The organism is Collinsella sp. CLA-ER-H10, from assembly GCF_040092475.1.
Classification (GTDB): Bacteria; Actinomycetota; Coriobacteriia; order Coriobacteriales; family Coriobacteriaceae; genus Collinsella.
Map to the genome: position 1 here is coordinate 1 of NZ_JBBNLM010000028.1, position 21,002 is coordinate 21,002.

Genomic DNA, 21,002 nt, shown 5'->3' on the forward strand with positions numbered 1-21,002 from the left:
ACAGGCCCTCTCGGGGGCAGGGACGTTCGGCCGTGCGCGGGCGCCCGGTCGGCGGCCCGTTCTGGGCGCGCCTCAATCGTAGCCCGAGACGGTCCCGGGCTGACAATTTCGACTGTAATGGACGTTCCTCATGACAAGGTGGCACTTGGGGACGTTCCTTTTCTGCCGGCAGTTGGGGACACTCCTTGCACCGGCGTCGCATCGAGCGGTCGGGAAAATGCGGCCCGGTTTTTGGCCGAATTCCGGGTCGCGGTTTCCGGATGGGGTGGGTAGCGGAAAATGCGACCCGGAATATTGCTCCAAAACGGGATGTCGTTTCCCCGACGCGCCTCAAACGGAAAGCGCGTCCCAATCCGGAGCTCCAAAACGGGATGCGCTTTCCGCGCGGCAGAATCGCTGCGTTCGTGCTGGGCGGCGGCTTCGTTACTCGCCCAGCACCAGCGCCGCGAGCTCTGCCTGGGTGTCAACCACGTAGTCGGCGCCGGCGGCTTCCAGCTCTGCGCGGCCGCGGAAGCCCCAGCTGACGCCCGCGCTCTTAAGGCCGGCGTTGTGGCCGGTTAGGATATCGACATTGGAATCGCCCACGTAGAGCGTGGTCGCCGGGTCGGCGCCCAGCTCTTCCATCACATGCAGCGTGACGGGTGCTTCGGGCTTGGGCGGAAACGCATCGACGCGGCCCTGTACCAGCGCAAAGCGCTCGGAACCAAAATACTTCTCGATAAGCGGAGCCGCCGAGACGTGGTCCTTGTTGGTGAGCACGGCAAGCTGCACGCCCGCGGCGCGCAGGCGGTCAAGCATCTCGATTGTGCCAGCATAGGGGGCGGTGTGGTCCTCCTTGTGCTCGCCGTAGTAAGCCCTAAACTCGGCAAGCGTCTGCTCAAACATACGGCCGTCGCCCGCATACTCGGCAGGCATAAAGCGCTCAACCAGCTTGAGCATGCCGTTTCCCACCTTGTAGCGGTACTCGTCAACGGCAAACGTGGGCCAGCCGTGCGCCTCGCAGGTATGGTTGCCGGCGGCCGCCAAGTCCTCGAGCGTGTTGAGGATGGTTCCGTCCAGGTCAAAGATCACATGGGAAAAAGCTGCTGCCATGAAAGCTCCCGTCATTGGGTTTAAAAACGCACCTCATGATACTGGGCTTACGCGTTGGGCGTGCTTGGAATCTGAACATCTCCAGGGATATCAGGCCACATCGCGCCAGCCGTGCGAATTTGCCGTCAGCAAATTCTCGGCAGCTGCTCTCCCACGAGCATGTCGAGGATGCGGGTCGAGCCCCAGCCGGTGCGCACGCGCACGGCGGGACGAGCACCCTCGGCAAGTGGCAGCACGCGACCGACGATGGCGGCATTCTCGCCGTAGCGGGCGGCGCGCATGGCGGCTAGCGCGGCATCGGCTTGCTCGGGCGGCACGACGGCAACCATCTTGCCCTCGTTTGCCACCTGCAGCACGTCGTAGCCGAGCATCTCGCAGGCAGCCTGCACGTCGGGACGCACGGGCACGACGTCCTCGTCGACCTCCATGGCAACACCGCTGGCCTGGGCAAACTCGTTGAGTGTGGACGCCAGGCCACCACGCGTGGGGTCGCGAAAGCAACGCGTGCCGGGCGCTGCGGCCAGAACGTCGGCAATCAGGTGGTTGAGCGGCGCGGCGTCGCTTTCGATCGTGCTCGAAAACGCCAGGCCCTCGCGCTGGCTCATGATGGCGATACCGTGGTCGCCCAGTGTGCCCGACACCAGGATAACGTCGCCGGGGCGGCAGTTGGCACCGCTGAGCGCCACGCCCGTGGGGACCTCGCCCACGCCGGCGGTATTGATATAGACGCCGTCGGCCCCGCCGCACTCAACCACTTTGGTGTCGCCGGTGATGATCGCCACGCCCGCCTCACGCGCCGTTTCGGCCATCGTCTGCACAATCTGGCGGAGCTTATCCATGGGATAGCCCTCTTCGAGGATAAAGCCGCACGATAGGTAGCGCACGTTGGCGCCCGAGGTTGCGACGTCGTTGACGGTTCCACATACGGCGAGGCGGCCGATATTGCCGCCGGGGAAGAACTGCGGCGAGACTACAAAGCTGTCGGTCGACATGGCGATGCGCCCGCTCGCGGGCAGCGCGGCGACGCCGGCGTCGTTGCCCTCGAGAAGCTCGGGCGACCCAAAGGCATCCAGAAAGACCTCATCGATGATGCGTTTCATCATCTGACCGCCAGAGCCGTGGCCCAGCAGGACAGTGCTATCGGTGGCAGTACTGGACATATCGAAAACTCCAATCGTGGGTGGAATTATATGGGCGAGGCACAGCGTCGACCGGTCCGCCGTTCGTTAGAACGGCGGAACCTAATAGTCGCGGTAGCGGTAGTACGCCGCGCAGCTGCCCTCGGAGCTCACCATGCACGGTCCGACGGGGTGCTCGGGTGTGCAAGCGCGGCCAAAGAGCGGGCAGCCGCTCGGTGCAACGGCCCCGCGCAGCACGTCGCCGCAGCGGCACCCACGTGGCTCGACCGTCGCCTCAACGGGCACGGCAAAGCGGGTGCGGGCATCAAAGCGCGAGAATTCGGGGCGGATGGAAAGGCCCGAGTTGGCAATCGGCCCCAGTCCGCGCCACGTGGTGTCGCACGGCTCAAACACCTGCTCGACCAGCTGGCGCGCCACGGGGTTGCCGTCTGCGCTGACGCCACGGCGGTAGGCGTTGTCGATCGCGGGCCTGTTCTCGACAACCATCTGGACCAGCATACAGATGCCCTGCAGGATATCGACCGGTTCAAATCCCGTAACCACGCCCGGGGTATCGAACTCATCGACCAAAAAGCTAAAGGGTGCCAAGCCCGTGATAGTGGCGACGTGGCCCGGCAGGATAAAGCCGTCGATGGTGGTCTCGGGGTCGTTGGCGATGGCCCGCAATGCCGGTGGCGTGGTCTTGTGGGCGCAATAGACCGAGAAGTTCAAAAGCCCGCGCGCCTCGGCCTCCAAGATGGCGGCGGCGATGGTGGGCGTTGTGGTCTCAAAGCCCACGCCCATAAAAATGACCGGGCGATCGGGGTTTTGCTCGGCAATGTCGAGCGCATCGAGCGGGGAGTAGACGATGCGAATATCGCACCCTGCTGCCTTTTGCGCGGCGAGCGAGGTGGACGATCCAGGCACGCGCATCATATCGCCAAAGGTGGTGATGATGGCGCCGTCTATGTTGGCGAGCGCGATTGCGTGGTCGATGTCACGGTTGGCGGTGACGCAGACGGGGCAGCCTGGGCCGCTCAGCAACTTGAGCCCCGCCGGCATAATGGAGCGAAAGCCATAGCGGCCGATGCTCACAGTGTGTGTGCCGCAGACTTCCATAAGGTTGATGGTACGGTCGCCGACGAGTTCACGGATGCGTTCGATGAGCTCGCGGGCCAGCTTGGAATCGCGAAATGCCGAAAAGTCGATACCGGAGCGAGCCGGCTGTCCGGCCGCCACTAGTATGCCTCGGCCGGGTTGGTGGCAAGTTGGTCTTCTTCGACCAGTTCGGTCATGGCATTAACGAGCTCGAGCGTTTCTTGCGCTTCCTGCTCGTCGACAATCTGGATGCCAAAGCCGGCGTGTACGAGAATATAGTCGCCAACCTGCGCCGTCGGCACGAGTCGTAGCGACACGGGGCGCTCGATGCCCATCATGTCGACGGTGGCCTTGAGGTCGTCGTCGCGTTTGACTACTTTGCCGGGAACGGCAAGGCACATATTGTTCCCCTTTTATACGCTTTGCGCTGGATGGGCGCTTAATAATCCATCAGTTGATGGTAGCGCTCGCGGGGTTCGCGGGCAAACGCGTTACGCCTGTGAGACGGTTGAGCGCGGCGGCGTGCAAGAGCGAGCTACTGCGATGCGATTTGCGCAAGACGAGCGCGCGCGACCGCCGCCTGGCCGTAGGCGATGCAGCCGTCGTTGACGGGCACGGAGTGGGGAACCAAGACAGTAAGACCCATGCTTTTAAGCTCGCGGGTGAGGAGCTGGAGCAAAAGTCGGTTCATGAACACGCCACCCGAGAGCGCGACGACGTCGATGTCCTCGCGCGCGCAGATCTCGCTGGCGATATGTGCCGAGGAGCGCGCGACGGCGACATGGAAGTCGAGCGCGAGCCTGTCGGCGGGCACGCCGCCCCTGATTCCCTCCAAAAGCGCCTCAAAAAGTGAGCTGGGGTCCAGGACGAGAGGTCTGCTCGAGGTTGCTTGGACAGTTAGTTCAGATTTGTATTTTTTAGAGCGGTCCTGGGTGGCGTAGATTGTCTGCGAGGACCCCAAATGGGTTGATTTGGGGTATCCGACGGGCAAATTAACTGCAAATGGTGTGTCTGGAGAGCCTTCTTCGGGGTAAGCTGAGCCAAAACCGGTGGTTAGAGGGTCTGTATTTAATACAAATCTGAACAAACTGTCCAGCCGCAATGGGTCAGATGCGGAACAGCTGTCTTTATCGTCGGGAACATGGGCGATTTCGCTGCCGAGCGCGCGCCAGGCGGCGGCTTCGAGTTCGATGGCGGACTCGCCTTCGTAGGTTGCCTGCCCGCAAATGTCCAAAACTGCAGCGGCGGCGTCAAAGAGACGCCCCATACTGCTCGTGCGTGGGCTGTTGATGTTCCGCTCGATCATCGTAGCCGTGATGCTGCGCGTCTGCTCGTCGAGGGTGCCCAATAACCCCGCGGCACCCGGATGCTCGAGCAGGTCGAGCTCGCTCAGCAGGGCAAAGGCATTGCGCCGGGCATCGTGCACGGATGCGGCGCCGCCGGGGAGCGTCCAGCTGCGTAAATGCGCGATGCGCTCAAAATCGGCGAGACGGGCGATAAGAAACTCGCCACCCCATACGGTACCGTCGGTGCCGGCACCCGTGCCATCGAAGGCAATGCCGAGGACGCGTGCATCGGGCGCAAGCCGGCCTGCGACAATTGCCTCCGCCATTACGCTCGCGATGTGCGCGTGATGGTGCTGGACTTCGATAAGCGGCAGATTGTGCTCCCGTGCCTGTTCGCGCGCCCACTGGCTCGACAGATAGGTGGGATGCATGTCGCATGCCAGGGCGGCGGGCGCCAGGTCAAAGAGGTTTTCCAAACGTGCACGCGCGGCGCTCCAGGCATCGAAAGTCGCTCCGTTTTCGACATCGCCGATATGCTGCGACACAAAGCAGGCCACATGGCCGTCGGCGTCCTCGCGCGTGAGTGCGACCGTGGCTTTTTGCTGCGGACCGCAGGCGAGCACGCAGGGCGTGATGCCGTCGAGCGCCGGCAACGACAGCGGTTGCGGCGCATATCCGCGTGCGCGACGCACGGGCATGACGTCGCCGTCGACCACGCGTACCACGGAGTCGTCGTAGCGCGACAGAATTGCGCGGTCATTACCGAGCAGCGCGTCGGCGATGCCTGCGGCAACGAGGTGTTCCCAAGCAAGGCCGTCGTCGGTCTCGATGGGTTCTTCACTTAGGTTTCCGCTGGTCATGACGAGCTCGTGCATACCGCGGGCTTCTGCCGCGGCGAGCAGCAAATGTTGAAGCGGGGTGTAGGGGAGCATAACGCCGAGCTCGGGCAAGTCGTACGCGACGGATGGTGCGAGCTCGAGGGCGTTGGGGGAGCCGTAGGCGTCGTTGCCGGTTGCGCGGCGACGCAGCAGCACAATGGGACGAACGCTGCCGGCCAGCAGGCCGCGCTCAGCGTCATCGATGTGACACAGGCGCTCGGCGTCGGAAAGGTCGCGCACCATAACGGCAAGCGGCTTATTACTGCGACGCTTGCGGCGGCGCAACTCGCGCACCGCTTGTTCGTTGGTGGCATCGCAGGCTAGGTGGAATCCACCCAGACCCTTGATGGCGACGATGCCGCCGCCTGCCAGCAGATTGACGCAGCGTTCTATGATGGCATCGCTGGCCTCGCGCGTGGAGCCGACGGCTGGCGATGCATCGGCGGTCGCTGGGGCATCGCCGCGATCCGCCTCGCGCCACGTAATACGCGGTCCGCAATCAAAGCAGGCATCGGGCTGCGCGTGAAACCGCCGATCGAGTGGGTCGGCGTACTCTGCGGCACAGGTGGGGCACATGGGAAAGCGATCCATCGAGGTGGCCGCTCGGTCATAGGGCAGCGAGCGAATGATGGTAAAACGCGGTCCGCAGTTGGTGCAGTTGATAAAGGGATAGTGAAAGCGCCGGTCGGCGGGGTCGAACAGCTCGCGCAGGCAGTCGTCGCACGTGGCGATGTCGGGCGAGACGAGCGTCGTGTGGGCGGTTTGATCCTGCGATGCCACAATGCGAAAGCCGCGCTCATTGGCGGCGTCCCAGTCGCCGGGCGCTAGGTCCATAACCTCGACATGTTCCACGCGAGACGCCGCAGGCGCATGCTCGGAAAGCGCGGCGACAAATTCGTCGAGCGACTCGCTTTGAGCGTGCGCCTCGATATGCACGCCGTCGCCCGCGTTGAGCACCCAGCCGCAAATGCCGTGCGCCATGGCTTCGCGATACACAAAAGGCCGCATGCCGACGCCCTGCACAATGCCCGTTACATGGATATGCACATGCCGCATACGACCCTCTTTCGTTGAAATGTGTGCTGTTACAGCCCCAGGCTTTGCTCGGTGGCGGCGCAGGTGAGCTCGCCGTGTTTAACCCCGCGCAGGCCCAGCAGGCGGTCGGCCAGCTCGTAGACGCGCTCGCCGCGACCCTTAAGCGCCAGAATCTCCAAGCAGTTGTGATGATCTAGATGCACGTGCATGGTCGATACGATCTCGTCGGTGTAGTCGTGCTGCACCTCGTCCAGGCGGCGCGTCAGGTCGCCGGTGTGGTGGTCGTAAATCATAGTGAGCGATCCGATAACCTGCTCGTCGGGCGTTCGCATTTGCTCCTTGGCGATCGATGCGCGAATCAGGTCACGCACGGCCTCGGAGCGGTTGGCCACGTCGCCGCGGCGCGCAATCTGCTCGTCAAAGCGGCGCAGCAGGTCGTCGGGCGCGGTGACCGAAAAACGGACCAGCTCGGAGGCGGAGCCGCTGCAACGGCAGTCCGCGTCGCCAGCCGGCCCGTGCGAATGCTCGTGCCCGCAGGTGTGCTCGTGCTCGGCCACGCTACACCAGCTTTACGGAGCCAACGGAGTTATGGTCGGCCTCGATGGCCTCCTCGTAGCCCTCGAGTGCGTCGTGCGCCTCGTGGAGCGCCGCCATGGCGGCCTCGAGTTTGGCGCCAATGCGCTCCATGTCAAAGTTCTCAGTCGCATGCAGCAGCTGATGGCTCCACTCGTGGGCGAGCTCGATCGTGTCATCGACCTGCTTGACGCTCATGGCAAGCTGACTCATGTTCATTCCGACGTCATGCATGTGAATCTCCTTTTGCACGGGTCTATTCAGTGGTTCAGATTTTACTACGCCTGCTTTGCGCATCGCCGCACAAGAAAACGGGTGCGAGTCCGTCTGACCCGCACCCGTTCACTGGGGGCTGTTTGTGGCTACCATATTATCCGTGGTCGCGGGCACAACACCCGGCTCTCCGGCGAGCGGTGCAAAACCGCTCATGGACGGCAGCACGTGACCGGCGTATTACAGGTGCTTCTCCAGCAGCGCCTGCAGCCTGGCCTTGGGCAGCGCACCGACGGAGCGGTCAATTTCCTCGCCGTTCTTAAAGACAATCAGCGTGGGGATGCTCATGACGCCAAACTTCATGGCCAGGTCCTGATTGTCGTCGACGTTGCATTTGGCGACGGCAAGTTTGCCGGCCAGCTCGTCGGCCACTTCGTCAACGATGGGCGAGAGCGAACGGCAGGGACCGCACCACGGTGCCCAAAAATCAACCAGCACGGGAAGGCTGTCGTTAACGACGGAATCGAAGTTCTCGGGGGTAATCTGCTTAATGTCAGCCATGGTGACCTCCATAGTGCGACGCGGCTCGGCCGCGTAAAACTCAGTACGACCGTGCTTATACCCAACGGCCCGCAATGCAACCACTCGCGGGCGGCTCTTTTATATAATGGTGGGCATGCAAACGATTGGAGAGCGCATGCCCACGTCACAAAGCCAGAAAAAAGAAGCCATCGCCCAGGCGACCGAGCAGGAGCTCGCATCGCTCGCGGGTCGCGGCGTGCGTATCGCGGGCAACGCGTGCTCGCCGATTGTGCTGGTAAAAGGTGATTTAGACGATGCCGAGCGTGCGGGCGGCGAGCTGGCTGCCGGTCCGGACGGTGCCGCGCTGCGCAAGGCGCTCGGCGCCATCGGCTACGCGCCGGAGGATTTTTGTGTGCTGGCAAGTGTTGCCGGCGCGGGCGACGGGCTGGTTGCGACAGGCGAGGGCCTGCCGTGCGAGCTGTTCCGCGAGGCGCTCGAGGCCTTGGACCCCGAGGCGGTTCTGCTGCTGGACGATCGCGCGGCCGATACCATGCGCGAGACCTATGCCGACATGCTCGTGGCAATCGACGACTTTGATACCGCTATGCTCAAGCCCGGCTTGGTCGCCCATGTTCAGGGTCGTCGCGTGCTCGCGCTCGACGGTTTTGAGGCGGCGCTCACTGACAAAGCCGCCAAACAGCGCATGTGGGCCTACATCAAACAGCTGACCCCGGCCGCCGCGCCACTGTAGCGGACCAGCGCTGGCAAGGTATCCCTGGCGGGTCGAGCGCGGCCATCCTCGGCTTGTCAGTTCGAAAATGGGCCTGCCGCATGATTGAATTTTTATTTCAACTTTACACCTAGGTTTACAGCTGTCTTGTCAGCTGTAAACCTAGGTGTCATACTAAGGCCCCAAGATTCGCCAAAAGAGAGGGGCCTTGATGGCACAGAGCGCGAACATGGATGCGTCGGAGCTTGCACGCGATATCGCGGCCGGCCTAGCATCGGCAACGACGGCAACGGAGCGCGCGGCACTGGTGCCCGCAGAGCTCGTCGAGGCCATTCAGCAACTAAAAACCCAACGTGATGCGGTGATCCTGGCGCACTACTATGTGGCGCCCGAGGTCCAAGCCGTTGCCGATTACGTCGGAGACAGCTTCTACCTGGCAAAGCTTGCCAAGAGCCTGCCGCAGCAGACCATCGTGCTGTGCGGCGTGGAGTTTATGGGCGAGAGCGCCAAGCTGCTCAACCCCACCAAAACCGTGCTGCTGCCCGAGCCGGGTGCGGACTGCCCTATGGCTCACATGGTCAAGCGCGAGACGGTCGATGCGGCGCGCGCCGAGTATGGCGACGACCTGGCCGTGGTGTGCTACGTCAACTCGACGGTCGAGATCAAGAGCTGGAGTGACGTGTGCGTCACCAGCTCCAACGCCGTCAAGATCGTGTCCGAGCTTCCGCAGCAACACGTTCTGTTCATCCCCGATCAAAACCTGGGCCGCTTCGTAGCCGAGCAGGTGCCGCAAAAGCACGTCATCCTCAACAATGGCTACTGCCCGCGCCATCACATTATCACCGTCGAGCAGATTGTCGACGCGCAGGAGGCACATCCCGACGCGCTCGTGCTGGCGCACCCCGAGTGCAAGGCAGACGTCCTTGCCGAGGCCGACTGCATCGGTTCCACCGCCGGCATCATCAAGTATGCCGAGGAGTCCGACGCGAGCGAGTTCATTATCGTGACGGTCCGCGGCGTGCTCTACGAGCTCGAGCGCCGCTGCCAGGGCACCGGCAAGAAGTTCTACTTCCCCGCGGTGCAGCCCACCTGCGTCAACATGGACCTCATCACGCTCGAAAAGCTCGTGCGCTGCCTGGAGACGGGCGAGGGCGAGGTGCAGATCGGCGTGTCGGACGAGGCTGCCGACCAGGCCAAACTTACGCTCGACCGCATGCTCGAGTACGCGGCGCGTTAGAACGATGTGACATGAGGGACCATCCCTTATGCCACATTACAAGGGAGAGGATTCCTGTGGAAACCAAGCAATACCCCGACATGGAGTGCGACGTCGTTATTGCCGGCTGCGGCGTGGCGGGCCTATACGCGGCTCTCAATCTGCCGACGAGCACGCGCGTGATCATGCTCTCCAAGGGTGCTGTCGACGAGTGCGATTCGATGCTCGCGCAGGGCGGCATTTGCGTGCTGCCCGAAGGCTCTGACTATGACGCCTTCTTTGAGGACACCATGCACGCCGGTCACTACGAGAACCGCCGCGAGAGCGTTGACATCATGATTCGCTCGAGCCGCTCGGTCATCAACGACCTGCTAGCGATAGGCGTGGATTTTGAGCGCAGGGCCGACGGCAGCCTCGACTTTACCCGCGAGGGCGCACACAGCCGTCCGCGCATTGCCTTCCATGCCGACATTACGGGCAAGGAGATCACGACCAAGCTGCTCCAGGCCGTTCGCAAGCTTGATAACGTGCAGATTTTGGAGCACGTGGCCATGACCGACATCCTGACGGGCGAGCGTGACGGCGCCACAATGTGTACCGGCGTCGTCGCCGTTCCCGTGGACGAGGACAACTCGGTTCGTCCCGCCGACGAGCTGGCAAATACCGCCGAGGGCGTGCATGCCGGCGAGCCGTTTAAGATCCATGCCCGCCACACGCTGTGGGCGACGGGCGGCATCGGCGGCGTATACGACCACTCGACCAACTATCCGCAGCTCACGGGCGATGCCTGCTACATCGCTCAGGAGCATGGCATTAAGATGGAGCACCTGGACTACGTGCAGATTCACCCCACGGGTCTGTTCTCGCCGCAGCCGGGCCGCACCTTCCTGATCAGCGAGAGCTGCCGCGGCGAGGGCGCGATTTTGCTTAACGCCGCCGGTGAGCGCTTTACCGACGAGCTTCAGCCGCGCGATGTGGTCGCCGCCGCTATTCGCGAGCAGATGAAGCAGGACGGCACCGAGCACGAGTGGCTGAGCTTTGCCCCCGTCGAGCGCGACGTGGTAACCGGACACTTTGCCAACATTCGCGCTCGCTGCCTGGAGGACGGCCGCGACATCTTGGACGAGCCCATCCCCGTTACACCCACGCAGCACTACTTTATGGGCGGCGTGTGGGTCGACAAGGACGGTCGCACCTCGATGCCCGAACTCTACGCCGCGGGCGAGACGGCTTGCAACGGCGTCCACGGTAAGAATCGCCTTGCATCAAACAGCCTGCTCGAGGCACTGGTCTGGGGTCGTCGCGCCGCGTGGCACATGCGTACCGGCGAGCCGCTCGCCGTGGAGCAGGCGGGCGATCCCGCGCTCGATGGACGCCATCGCGCCCTGGGTTCCGATACCCTTGCAATCGATGATTTGGCCCGTGCCGCCGGCACGCAGGCCGTGGAGGAGTAGACCATGAATCCCATTACCATGAAGCTCGTCGTCGATGATCTGATTCTGCAGGCTCTACGCGAGGACATTACGTTTGAGGACGTGAGCACGGCGAGTGTGTGTCCCACGGCGCGTCCCGCCACGGTGGAGCTCATCGCTAAGGCCGATGGCATCATCGCGGGCTTGGATGTGTTCGCTCGCACCTTTGAGCTGCTTGATCCGCAGAGCTCCGTGCTGTTTGATGTTGCCGACGGTGACGAGGTGCACGCCGGCGACCACGTGGGCCAGGTGCGCGGCGATGCGCGCGTACTGCTTTCGGGCGAGCGCGTGGCGCTCAACTACCTGCAGCGCATGAGCGGTATCGCTACTTACACGCACCGGATGGCGGCTGCGCTCGTGGGCACCAAGACCGTGCTTGTCGACACGCGCAAGACCACGCCGGGCATGCGTGTCTTCGAGAAGGCCGCAGTCGAGATCGGCGGTGGCAGCAACCACCGCTATAACCTGTCGACGGCTGTCATGCTCAAGGACAACCACATCGACGCCGCCGGCGGCGTGGCACGCGCGATTGAGATGGCGCGCGCCCATGCGTCGTTTACCACGACGGTCGAGATTGAGTGCGAGAACCTGGACATGGTGCGCGAGGCCGTGGAGGCCGGCGCCGATATCATCATGTTCGACAACATGACCCACGACGATATGGCTGCCGCGATTGAGCTTATCGCCGGCCGCGCCAAGACCGAGTGCTCGGGCAACGTGGACGCCAGCAATATCCGCGCGCTCGCCGACCTGGGCGTTGACTTTATTAGCTCGGGAGCGTTGACGCACTCTGCGCCGATTCTCGACCTCTCGCTTAAGCACCTGCGTCTGCTGGACGGTAAATAATGGATGCCCGCGAGCGTCGCCGTGCCATCATGGGCGTGCTCGAGGGAGCCAAGGGACCCGTATCGGGCAGCGCGCTTGCCCGCGAGGTGGGCGTGAGCCGTCAGGTCGTGGTGCAGGACATCGCCCTGCTGCGCGCCGACGGGCACGATATCGTCGCCACCAATCGCGGCTATGTGCTGCAGGAGGCGGCGAGCAGCCCGGCTGTGCCCACGCGTCTGGTCAAGGTGCGCCACGGCGTGGAGCAGGCGGGCGATGAGCTCACGAGCATCGTCGACGCGGGCGGCGCCGTGCTCAACGTGATCGTCAATCACCGCGTGTACGGTAAGATCACGGCCGACTTGGATATCCGCAATCGTCGCGATGTTGAGCGCTACCTGCACGATATCGAGAGCGGCAAGAGCTTTCCGCTGCTGACGGTAACCAGCGGCTATCACTTCCACCGCATTGCGGCAGAAGACGAGCAAACCCTCGACGAGATCGAGGCCATGCTCAAGGAGAAAGGCTACTTGGCAGACCTGATGCCCTATGAGGATGATTTGTCCTAGCCCCAGGCGCTCCCATAAGTTGCGGTGAAATAGTTCCTAAAATCGGCATCTAAGCCATAAAACAGGAACTATTCCACCGCAACTGCTGTCCCAAATTAGTTATCCGCACAAACAAAAAAAGGAGGCCTCCGCGGCGATGCGGAGGCCTCCTTTTTGTGCACGGTGTACTTCTGAGTGTGCAAGTGGGGAGTTGTTACTCCTCGACGATCTCGGTGATCGCGCCGGCGGGGCAAGCGTCCTGGCAAGCGCCACAGGCGACGCAGGAGTCCTCGTCAGCGACGGTAGCGACGTCCTGGAGCTCCAGAACGCCAGCGGGGCAGGAGTCGACGCAAACGCCACAAGCGATGCACTCGTCGGCATCAATTACGGGATGAGCCATGGTAGTTTCCTCTCTGTTGACCGACGCTACAGGCGATGCGCGTCGGTTTGATTCGGGCAAAAACATACCACGGGAGCGACCGTTTGCAATACCCTCTGGCCGGCATCTTCATACCGTTCGCCGAGTATGCCGCGGCTTACTAAGAAACGCACAGGTGAGGCTGGTGAGCTGCGCAAATGTTAGCTAAAGGTGACTCGCAATATTGAGCAATTGAGTGGGCTTTCGGAAAGCGCATCCCGCAATCCACGTCCAAAACGGGATACAGTTTCCGGTTGGACCGTCCGGCGGAAGCTGCGCCCCGGAATCGACACGCAGAATGGGATGCATTTTCCCGAGAGGCGTGGTTGCGGAAACTGTGTCCCAGGATTCACGCTCAAAACGGGCCGTGCTTTCCGGTTGATCCTTCTGGAGGAAGCTGCGTCCCGGAATCGGTACTCAAACTGGGATGTAGTTTCCGGTCGAGCCTTCAAGCGGAAACTGCGTCTCGGAATTTACGCTCAGACTGGGTCGCGCTTTCCTCGGGGTTGCCCCAAGACCGTTCCGTGCGGCTCCGGACCCAAGCCTCAGTCATCTCTACATAGATTTCAATAGATTTGCCGAGAACTCAAACAGCGCATCTACCTGCGCATTCGAGAACCTAAACTCTAAGTGATAAGAAATCTTATATGAATTGACTTAGATTTTGTATATTCCGGCCCATAAGGGGATACACTACATCCTGAAAGACAAGCCGAAGCGCCGCGCGGCAGTCCGCCGACGCGGCGCGAACGCACAAGAGAGAGGGAATTTCTAATGGGCAAGATTCTTGGTATCGACCTTGGTACTACTAACTCCGCTATGGCCGTCCTCGAGGGCGGTTCTCCGACCATCATCGTGAACGCCGAGGGCGACCGCACCACCCCGTCCGTCGTGGGCTTCCGTGCCGACGGCGACCGCGTCGTGGGTAAGGCCGCTAAGAACCAGGCTGTCACCAACCCCAAGAACACCGTGTTCTCCATCAAGCGCTTCATGGGCCGCAAGTACTCCGAGTGCACCTCCGAGCTCAAGACCGTGCCGTATGAGGTCAAGGAGGGCCAGGGTGGCCGTGCTGTCGTCGACATCGAAGGCAAGGATTACACCGCCGAGCAGGTGAGCGCCATGACGCTCGCCAAGATGAAGGCTGACGCCGAGAAGTATCTGGGCGAGACTGTCACCGACGCCGTCATCACCGTCCCGGCCTACTTCAACGACGCCCAGCGTCAGGCCACCAAGGACGCCGGTAAGATCGCCGGCCTCAACGTCAAGCGTATCGTCAACGAGCCGACCGCTGCTGCTCTTGCCTATGGCCTGGACAAGCAGGGCACCGACCAGCGCATCCTGGTCTTCGACCTGGGCGGCGGCACCTTCGACGTCTCCATCCTCGACCTCGCCGACGGCGTGTTTGAGGTTCTGTCCACCTCGGGCGATAACCACCTGGGCGGCGACGACTGGGATCAGCGCGTCATCGACTGGATGGCCGATAAGTTCCAGCAGGAGAACGGTGTCGACCTGCGTCAGGACCCCATGGCCCTGCAGCGTCTGAAGGAGGCCGCCGAGAACGCCAAGAAGGAGCTCTCCGCCGCCCAGCAGACCACCATCAACCTACCGTTCATCACCATGAACCAGTCCGGCCCGCTGCACCTCAACTACACGCTGACCCGCGCCGAGTTCGAGAAGATCACCCGCGACCTGCTCGAGCGCTGCAAGCAGCCTGTCACCAACGCCCTGCGCGACGCCAAGCTTAAGCTCTCCGATCTGACCGAGGTCATCCTCGTCGGCGGTTCCACCCGTATGCCCGCCGTCCAAGAGCTCGTCAAGACCATGACCGGCAAGCAGCCCAACATGTCCGTGAACCCCGACGAGGTCGTTGCCGATGGCGCTGCCGTCCAGGGCGGCGTGCTTACCGGCGACGTCGAGGGCATCCTGCTGCTCGACGTTACCCCGCTGTCGCTGGGCGTCGAGACCATGGGCGGCATCATGACCAAGATGATCGACCGCAACACCACGATCCCGACCTCCAAGACCGAGGTCTACTCCACCGCTGCCGACAACCAGACCAGCGTCGAGATCAACGTGCTCCAGGGCGAGCGCGAGCTTGCTCGCGACAACAAGTCGCTCGGTAAGTTCCAGCTGACCGGCATCCCGGCTGCCCGCCGCGGCGTGCCGCAGATCGAGGTTACCTTCGACATCGACGCCAACGGCATCGTCAAGGTCTCCGCTAAGGACAAGGGCACCGGCAAGGAGCAGCAGATCACCATTTCCGGCTCCACCGCGCTTTCCGACGACGAAGTCGATCGTATGGTCAAGGACGCCGAGGCCCATGCCGAGGAGGACAAGAAGCAGAAGGAAGAGGTCGAGGTCCGCAACCAGACCGACAGCCTGTGCTACTCCACCGAGCAGACCCTCAACGAGCTGGGTGACAAGGTTTCCGCTGACGTGAAGTCCAAGGCCGAGGCCGCTATCGCCGACGCCAAGAAGGCGCTCGAGGGCTCTGACGTCGAGGCCATCAAGGCCGCTGGCGAGTCCCTGCAGTCCGTGGCCTACGAGCTGGCTCAGGTTGTCTACGCCGACGCTCAGCAGCAGACCGACGGTGCCGCCGGCGCCCAGCCTGCCGACGATGACGTTGTCGACGCCGACTACGAGGTTGTGGACGACGAGGACAAGTAATCATGTCCGCCCGTAAAGCTCGCACGGAGGCGGCTGCCGCTGGCGCCGCCCCCGTTGACTCTGAGGAGAAGGACGTGAAGATTCCCGTAGAGGCCGCAGACGTTACCGAGGCCAACGAGGCCCCGGCCGCCGAGGCTGCCGAGAACCAAGTAGAGGATTCCAACAAGGAGGCGACGATGACCGAGGACGAGATGGTGGAAGCCGCTATCCGCGCCGGTGAGGAAGCCGCCGACAACGACTTTAAGCTCAAGTTCGAGCAGGCTCAGAAAGAGCTTGCCGACGTGCGCAACGAGCTCGATGCTGCGGCAGAGGCTCAGAAGGCCGCCGAGGACAAGGCAAAGGACGCCACCGAGCGCACCGCCCGTCTGCAGGCCGACTGGGAGAACTTCCGTCGCCGCACCGCCAACGAGCGTATCGCCGAGCGCGAGCGCGCGACCGAGAAGCTCGTCACTGCGCTGCTGCCGGTGGTCGACGATATCGAGCGTGCGATCGACCACGCCCGCAGTCAGGAGCTTGCCGACGACTTTAAGCAGTTCGTCGACGGCGTCGACGCGGTGCATGCCAAGCTGCTCGACGTGTTTGCGCATGAGGGCGTTGAGCCCATCGACCCCAAGGGCGAAGCGTTTGATCCGCTCGAGCATCAGGCTGTGGGTCGCGTCGAGGACGCATCGCAGTACGACGAGACCGTCAACGACGTGTACCAGAAGGGCTACCGCATGGCGGACCGCATCCTGCGTTCCGCGATGGTGACGGTGACCTACGGTGGCGAGAAGCGCCCCGCACCGGAGCCCGAAGCGGCGCCCGAGGATGCTGCGGCCGATACAGCCGAGAGCACCGAGGAGTAATTGAGAAGGGCCCCGGGGCAACACCCGGGGCCCTTTCTGGCCTAGTGCCATATGAAAGCATGAACCGCCGCTCGCTGGGCGACGGATGAAACAGGAGAGGAGCTACGATGGCTGCAGGCAAAACCTTCTATGACATCCTGGGCGTATCCAAGAGCGCCTCCGACAAAGAGATCAAGAGCGCGTTTCGCAAGCTCGCGCAAAAATATCACCCCGATGCCGGCGGCGACGAGGCCAAGTTCAAGGAGATCAGCGAGGCCTACGAGACGCTTTCGGACGAGAAGAAGCGCAAAGAGTACGACCAGATGCTCATGTTTGGCGGCATGCCGGGCGCGGGCGGCGCGTATGGCGGCGGCTACGGTGCCGGCGCGGGTGCCAGCGGCTGGGGCGACATCTTCGACAGCATCTTTAGCGGCAACGGCGCCTGGGGCAGCGATTGGGGCTCGGGCTTTGCCGGGGCTGCGGGCGCTGCCGGTGCCGGCGCGGGTCGCAGCCGTGCTCGCAAGGGCGGCGACCTGTCGCTGACCGTCGATGTGACGGCCGAGGACGCGTTTCGCGGCGTGACGCACAAGGTCACCTATCGCATTCCCTCGACAGGCGAGCAGCAGACCATTACGGTCTCGGTGCCCGCGGGCGCGGTCGACGGCGGCAAGCTACGCTACAAGCGTCGCGGCGAGTATGGCGTTGCCGGCGGCGAGCGCGGCGACCTGGTCGTGACCACGCATGTGGAGGAGCACCCGCTGTTTAAGCGTAAAGGTGCCGACGTGACCATGGAGGTACCGGTCTCGGTCTACGAGGCGGCGCTCGGCTGCACGGTTGATGTGCCCACGCCCGGCGGCGCGACGGTTCGTCTGAAGGTGCCCGCTGGCACCCAGACGGGCAAGAAGTTCCGCTTTAAGGAGATGGGTGCGCCCGACGTTAAGCACCGTGGCCGCACAGGCGCGCTGCTCGTCGAAATCAAGGTACAGGTCCCCACGAACCTGTCCGATGACGAGCGCGATGCCATGACCAAGCTGCGCGAGACCGACACACGCGACTATCGCGAGAAGGTCAACCGTTACAAGGCGACGTACTAGGGCGGTCGCGGCGCACGCCCGCGCCCACGGGCTTATGATGGACGATAACGAGACGGAAAGGGGTCAGGTAGCATGGCCGAGGACAATAGGAACAAACCGCTGTACATGATCAGCGTGGCGGCCGAGCTGACCGGCATGCACCCGCAGACTCTGCGCGTCTACGAGTCCAAAGGCTTGGTGAATCCCCAGCGCTCGGGCGGCAACACGCGTCTGTATTCGCGTGCCGATATCGAGCGCCTAGAGCTCATCAACCAGCTGACCGACGAGGGCATCAACCTTGCCGGCGTGGTGCGCATCCTCGATATGAAGGAGCGTGCTGAGGAGCGCGAGCGCGAGAACGAAAAGCTTCGTGCCCGCGTGCGCCAGCTCGAGGACGAGCTGCACGAGTACAAGATGCAGAAGAAGATCACCGCCCTGGCCCCGCGCGACGGCTCGGTCAACCCCGAACAGGTCATGCGCAAACTTTTGGGCGCAGGCGGGGATTTGTAGTTACGCGGTTCTACGAACCGCGTAACGGCTCGACGCTGCAAGCCCGCCAGAGCGGCAATCTGCCTTTCAACTTCGGCGGCATGACCAGGAAGGTCAATGCCGCCTCGTTTCAAGGCACCTTGCTCGCTCTGGCGGGCTTTCGCTGTCCGCGCTAAAACATCGGCGTTGCCGGAGTAGGGTAGTTTGGCACTTGGGGACGTTCCTTTTGTGCCGGCACTTTGGGACACTCCTTGTCAGAAGAGTGATGCAAGGTGCTCGTCCTTTACTTTACTGAGATAAAGTGAACGTGTAGATTCGTAACCCACTCGCAACTGTTCTATGGCACGATATTGAACGAATGTATGCTATGCGCCCAAATCTTTTGGGCAGAGTGGGAGACAGTATGGTCAAGCTGTACGAGGACGGCATCTACCTGCGTAACGGCAGCGAGGTTGTGCCTGAGGCCGAGGCTGCCGAGCGCGGTATTACGCAGACGCCCGAGGATGCCAAGCGCGGCACCATCGCGTATTCGATCCTCCAGGCACACAATGCGTCCGGCGACCCCGAGGCGCTCAAGATTCGCTTCGACGCCATGGCGAGCCACGACATCACCTTTGTCGGCATCATCCAGACGGCGCGCGCCTCGGGCATGGAGCAGTTCCCGCTGCCCTACGTGCTCACCAACTGCCACAACTCGCTGTGCGCCGTGGGCGGCACCATCAACGAGGACGACCACGTCTTTGGTCTCTCGGCTGCCAAGAAGTACGGCGGCATCTTCGTCCCGCCGCACATCGCCGTCATCCACTCCTTTATGCGTGAGAATTTCGCCGGCTGTGGCAAGATGATCCTGGGCTCCGACTCGCACACCCGCTACGGCGCTCTGGGCACCATGGCCGTGGGCGAGGGCGGTGGCGAGCTGGCAAAGCAGCTGCTGCGCGACACCTACGATGTCGCCTATCCCGGCGTCGTTGCCATCTACCTCACGGGCGCCCCGCGCCCCGGCGTTGGCCCGCACGACGTGGCGCTCGCCATCATCCGTGCCGTCTTTGCCAAGGGTTACGTTAAGAACAAGGTTATGGAGTTCGTGGGCCCCGGCATCGCGAGCATGACGACTGACTATCGCAACGGCGTCGACGTCATGACCACCGAGACCACCTGCCTTTCCTCCATCTGGGCCACCGACGAGGACACACACGCGTTTTTGGCCATGCACGGCCGCGGCGACGACTACCGCGAGCTCAAGCCCGCCGATGTCGCCTACTACGACGGCTGCGTCGAGGTCGATCTGTCGAGCATCAAGCCCATGATCGCGCTGCCGTTCCATCCTTCCAACGGCTTTGAGATTGACGAGCTCAACGAGAACCTCGAGGACATCCTGCACGAGGTGGAGCTCGAGGCCGCCAAGATCGGCGAGGGCAAGACGCACTTTAGCCTGCTCGACAAGATCGTCGACGGCAAGCTGCACGTGCAGCAGGGCGTTATCGCCGGCTGCTCGGGCGGCAACTACGACTCCGTGGTCCAGGCTGCCCGCGTGCTCAAGGGCGCCAGCACCGGCTGCGGCGAGTTCTCGCTGTCGGTCTATCCCACGAGCCAGCCCGTGGCACTCGAGCTTACACGCCGCGGCTACATCTACGACCTTATGGAGGCCGGCGCGATTGTGCGCACGGCGTTCTGCGGCCCGTGCTTCGGCGCCGGCGACACGCCCGCCAACAACGGCCTTTCGATCCGCCACACCACGCGCAACTTCCCCAACCGCGAGGGTTCCAAGCCGGGCAATGGCCAGCTGAGCGCCGTGGCCCTGATGGACGCTCGCTCCATTGCGGCGACGGCTGCCAACGGCGGCGTCCTGACGCCGGCGACCGACCTGCCCGAGGAGACTTGGGACGAGGCCTGCGAGTACACCTTTGACGACGCGCCGTACAAAAAGCGCGTGTATTGGGGCTTTGGCAAGGCGGAGCCTGCCGACGAACTGGTCGAGGGTCCCAACATCAAGCCGTGGCCCGCGATGGAGCCCCTCGGCGACGATATCCTGCTCAAGGTGTGCTCTAAGATCATGGACCCGGTCACCACGACTGACGAGCTCATTCCTTCGGGCGAGACGAGCTCCTTCCGCTCCAGCCCGCTGGGCCTGGCAGAGTTTACGCTGAGCCGCCGCGACCCGGCCTACGTGGGCCGTTCCAAGGAGGTCGACGCCGTGGAGAAGCGCCGCGTGGCTGGCGAGTCCGCGGGTGACCTGACAGCACTCGATGCCGAGCTTGCCAGCGTGTTTGAGGCGTTGGCCGGCGCGGGTGTCGCGGCAGATGCCAAGGCGACCGAGTACGGCTCCATGCTCTACGCTAAGAAGCCCGGTGACGGTTCCGCCCGCGAGCAGGCCGCGAGCTGCCAGCGCGTAATTGGCGGCCTGGCCAACATCGTCCACGAGTACGCCACCAAGCGCTATCGCTCCAACGTGATGAACTGGGGCATGGTGCCCTTCCAGATGGAGGCCGAGCCCAGCTTTGAGGTGGGCGACTACGTCTTTGTGCCGGGTATCCGCGCCGCGCTCGATGGCGACCTGAAGGGCATCGCCGCCTACGTGGTGCGCGCCGATGGTGCGGTCGAGCAGATTGAGCTCTACATTGCCGATATGACGGCAGAGGAGCGTGCCATCGTCAAGGCTGGCTGCCTGATCAACTACAACAAGTTCAAGGCCGCTGCCGAGTAACGCACTTAATTGTCCGCCCGGGGCTTACCCTTTCCCGCCCGCTCACGCGCTTCGCGAGGGTCGCGTTCGGGAAAGGGTAAGTCCCGGGCTACATTTCTGCGTTCTCGTTGGGTCTTGAGGGACGCTAAGAAATGGACTTGCTTGATGCCGCCTCTTTTTATTGGAGCGGCTTCTTTTTGTCGAGAACCACCACAAAGGGGACAGTGAACTGCGCCCCGAAACTT

At 62.9% G+C, this 21,002-nt stretch carries 19 protein-coding genes; 10 read left to right on the forward strand and 9 right to left on the reverse strand.

All coding sequences use genetic code 11. The features are described from left to right. Positions 1–423 precede the first annotated feature (423 nt). From AAAX36_RS08925 to trxA, 8 genes are all read right to left on the reverse strand, one after another. The gene (locus AAAX36_RS08925) at positions 424–1,092 is read right to left on the reverse strand and encodes an HAD-IA family hydrolase (protein ID WP_196026345.1); all 669 of its coding nucleotides are present in this window, start codon (positions 1,090–1,092) and stop codon (positions 424–426) included. A 125-nt stretch (positions 1,093–1,217) separates the two neighbouring features. Beyond that, on the reverse strand, positions 1,218–2,252 hold the full coding sequence (gene hypE, locus AAAX36_RS08930) for a hydrogenase expression/formation protein HypE (protein ID WP_349075140.1): 1,035 nt from the start codon (positions 2,250–2,252) through the stop codon (positions 1,218–1,220). 81 nt (positions 2,253–2,333) lie between these two features. Then, a complete protein-coding gene (gene hypD / locus AAAX36_RS08935) occupies positions 2,334–3,449 on the reverse strand; it encodes a hydrogenase formation protein HypD (RefSeq protein WP_349075142.1) in 1,116 nt (371 codons plus the stop codon). Then, complete coding sequence (locus AAAX36_RS08940) at positions 3,449–3,709, reverse strand: HypC/HybG/HupF family hydrogenase formation chaperone (RefSeq protein WP_349075144.1); 261 nt, start codon at positions 3,707–3,709, stop codon at positions 3,449–3,451. Before AAAX36_RS08940 ends, hypD begins: the two co-directional genes overlap by 1 nt. 134 nt (positions 3,710–3,843) lie before the next feature. Continuing rightward, entirely contained in the window at positions 3,844–6,528 is a 2,685-nt protein-coding gene (gene hypF, locus AAAX36_RS08945) for a carbamoyltransferase HypF (RefSeq protein ID WP_349075146.1), read from the reverse strand. 29 nt (positions 6,529–6,557) lie between these two features. Then, positions 6,558–7,064 (reverse strand): nickel-responsive transcriptional regulator NikR, encoded by a 507-nt coding sequence (gene nikR, locus AAAX36_RS08950; protein WP_349075147.1) that lies wholly within the window; start codon positions 7,062–7,064, stop codon positions 6,558–6,560. A gap of 1 nt (position 7,065) precedes the next feature. Beyond that, the gene (locus AAAX36_RS08955; protein ID WP_006235225.1) at positions 7,066–7,314 is read right to left on the reverse strand and encodes a hypothetical protein; all 249 of its coding nucleotides are present in this window, start codon (positions 7,312–7,314) and stop codon (positions 7,066–7,068) included. Between the two features lie 219 nt (positions 7,315–7,533). Then, the gene (trxA, locus tag AAAX36_RS08960) at positions 7,534–7,854 is read right to left on the reverse strand and encodes a thioredoxin (protein WP_349075149.1); all 321 of its coding nucleotides are present in this window, start codon (positions 7,852–7,854) and stop codon (positions 7,534–7,536) included. A 136-nt stretch (positions 7,855–7,990) separates the two neighbouring features. On the opposite strand from trxA, the gene AAAX36_RS08965 reads away from it, so the two are divergent. The 5 genes from AAAX36_RS08965 (at position 7,991) to AAAX36_RS08985 (ending at position 12,624) form a co-directional block, all read left to right on the forward strand. Next, on the forward strand, positions 7,991–8,566 hold the full coding sequence (locus AAAX36_RS08965; RefSeq protein WP_349075151.1) for a hypothetical protein: 576 nt from the start codon (positions 7,991–7,993) through the stop codon (positions 8,564–8,566). Positions 8,567–8,756: 190 nt separating this feature from the next. Further along, entirely contained in the window at positions 8,757–9,782 is a 1,026-nt protein-coding gene (gene nadA / locus AAAX36_RS08970; RefSeq protein ID WP_349075153.1) for a quinolinate synthase NadA, read from the forward strand. A gap of 56 nt (positions 9,783–9,838) precedes the next feature. Next, positions 9,839–11,215: an FAD-binding protein gene (locus AAAX36_RS08975; RefSeq protein WP_349075155.1), complete on the forward strand. Its 1,377-nt coding sequence runs from the start codon at positions 9,839–9,841 to the stop codon at positions 11,213–11,215. A 3-nt stretch (positions 11,216–11,218) separates the two neighbouring features. Further along, complete coding sequence (nadC, locus tag AAAX36_RS08980) at positions 11,219–12,079, forward strand: carboxylating nicotinate-nucleotide diphosphorylase (RefSeq protein ID WP_349075158.1); 861 nt, start codon at positions 11,219–11,221, stop codon at positions 12,077–12,079. Next, the gene (locus AAAX36_RS08985; RefSeq protein ID WP_349075159.1) at positions 12,079–12,624 is read left to right on the forward strand and encodes a transcription repressor NadR; all 546 of its coding nucleotides are present in this window, start codon (positions 12,079–12,081) and stop codon (positions 12,622–12,624) included. The genes nadC and AAAX36_RS08985 overlap by 1 nt, the downstream gene beginning before the upstream one ends. Positions 12,625–12,817: 193 nt before the next feature. Here the strand turns inward: AAAX36_RS08985 and AAAX36_RS08990 are convergent, their stop codons facing one another. Further along, positions 12,818–13,003 carry a 4Fe-4S binding protein gene (locus AAAX36_RS08990; RefSeq protein ID WP_006235216.1) on the reverse strand — a complete coding sequence of 62 codons (186 nt, stop codon included), beginning with the start codon at positions 13,001–13,003 and terminating at the stop codon, positions 12,818–12,820. A 792-nt stretch (positions 13,004–13,795) separates the two neighbouring features. Here AAAX36_RS08990 and dnaK point away from each other — a divergent pair. The 5 genes from dnaK to AAAX36_RS09015 all read left to right on the forward strand — a co-directional run bounded on the left by dnaK (position 13,796) and on the right by AAAX36_RS09015 (position 20,778). Next, positions 13,796–15,688 (forward strand): molecular chaperone DnaK, encoded by a 1,893-nt coding sequence (gene dnaK / locus AAAX36_RS08995; RefSeq protein WP_349075160.1) that lies wholly within the window; start codon positions 13,796–13,798, stop codon positions 15,686–15,688. Positions 15,689–15,690: 2 nt separating this feature from the next. Continuing rightward, positions 15,691–16,533, forward strand: coding sequence for a nucleotide exchange factor GrpE (locus tag AAAX36_RS09000; protein WP_349075162.1), 843 nt, complete (start codon positions 15,691–15,693; stop codon positions 16,531–16,533). A gap of 107 nt (positions 16,534–16,640) precedes the next feature. After that, positions 16,641–17,606: a DnaJ C-terminal domain-containing protein gene (locus AAAX36_RS09005; protein ID WP_117876925.1), complete on the forward strand. Its 966-nt coding sequence runs from the start codon at positions 16,641–16,643 to the stop codon at positions 17,604–17,606. A 72-nt stretch (positions 17,607–17,678) separates the two neighbouring features. Then, positions 17,679–18,095 carry a helix-turn-helix transcriptional regulator gene (locus tag AAAX36_RS09010; protein WP_006235210.1) on the forward strand — a complete coding sequence of 139 codons (417 nt, stop codon included), beginning with the start codon at positions 17,679–17,681 and terminating at the stop codon, positions 18,093–18,095. A gap of 382 nt (positions 18,096–18,477) precedes the next feature. Next, positions 18,478–20,778, forward strand: coding sequence for a hydratase (locus AAAX36_RS09015; RefSeq protein WP_349075165.1), 2,301 nt, complete (start codon positions 18,478–18,480; stop codon positions 20,776–20,778). The last annotated feature ends 224 nt before the right edge of the window (positions 20,779–21,002 follow it).

What these genes read in the sequence shown, in the direction of transcription:
- AAAX36_RS08955 (WP_006235225.1), bottom strand. Translation starts at nt 7,314, where the DNA reads ATGCATGACGTCGGAATGAACATGAGTCAGCTTGCCATGAGCGTCAAG.
- trxA (WP_349075149.1), bottom strand. Translation starts at nt 7,854, where the DNA reads ATGGCTGACATTAAGCAGATTACCCCCGAGAACTTCGATTCCGTCGTT.
- dnaK (WP_349075160.1), top strand. Translation starts at nt 13,796, where the DNA reads ATGGGCAAGATTCTTGGTATCGACCTTGGTACTACTAACTCCGCTATG.
- AAAX36_RS08940 (WP_349075144.1), bottom strand. Translation starts at nt 3,709, where the DNA reads ATGTGCCTTGCCGTTCCCGGCAAAGTAGTCAAACGCGACGACGACCTC.
- nadA (WP_349075153.1), top strand. Translation starts at nt 8,757, where the DNA reads ATGGCACAGAGCGCGAACATGGATGCGTCGGAGCTTGCACGCGATATC.
- AAAX36_RS09015 (WP_349075165.1), top strand. Translation starts at nt 18,478, where the DNA reads ATGGTCAAGCTGTACGAGGACGGCATCTACCTGCGTAACGGCAGCGAG.
- nadC (WP_349075158.1), top strand. Translation starts at nt 11,219, where the DNA reads ATGAATCCCATTACCATGAAGCTCGTCGTCGATGATCTGATTCTGCAG.
- AAAX36_RS08985 (WP_349075159.1), top strand. Translation starts at nt 12,079, where the DNA reads ATGGATGCCCGCGAGCGTCGCCGTGCCATCATGGGCGTGCTCGAGGGA.
- hypE (WP_349075140.1), bottom strand. Translation starts at nt 2,252, where the DNA reads ATGTCCAGTACTGCCACCGATAGCACTGTCCTGCTGGGCCACGGCTCT.
- hypF (WP_349075146.1), bottom strand. Translation starts at nt 6,528, where the DNA reads ATGCGGCATGTGCATATCCATGTAACGGGCATTGTGCAGGGCGTCGGC.
- AAAX36_RS08990 (WP_006235216.1), bottom strand. Translation starts at nt 13,003, where the DNA reads ATGGCTCATCCCGTAATTGATGCCGACGAGTGCATCGCTTGTGGCGTT.
- AAAX36_RS08965 (WP_349075151.1), top strand. Translation starts at nt 7,991, where the DNA reads ATGCCCACGTCACAAAGCCAGAAAAAAGAAGCCATCGCCCAGGCGACC.
- AAAX36_RS09005 (WP_117876925.1), top strand. Translation starts at nt 16,641, where the DNA reads ATGGCTGCAGGCAAAACCTTCTATGACATCCTGGGCGTATCCAAGAGC.
- AAAX36_RS09010 (WP_006235210.1), top strand. Translation starts at nt 17,679, where the DNA reads ATGGCCGAGGACAATAGGAACAAACCGCTGTACATGATCAGCGTGGCG.
- AAAX36_RS08925 (WP_196026345.1), bottom strand. Translation starts at nt 1,092, where the DNA reads ATGGCAGCAGCTTTTTCCCATGTGATCTTTGACCTGGACGGAACCATC.
- AAAX36_RS09000 (WP_349075162.1), top strand. Translation starts at nt 15,691, where the DNA reads ATGTCCGCCCGTAAAGCTCGCACGGAGGCGGCTGCCGCTGGCGCCGCC.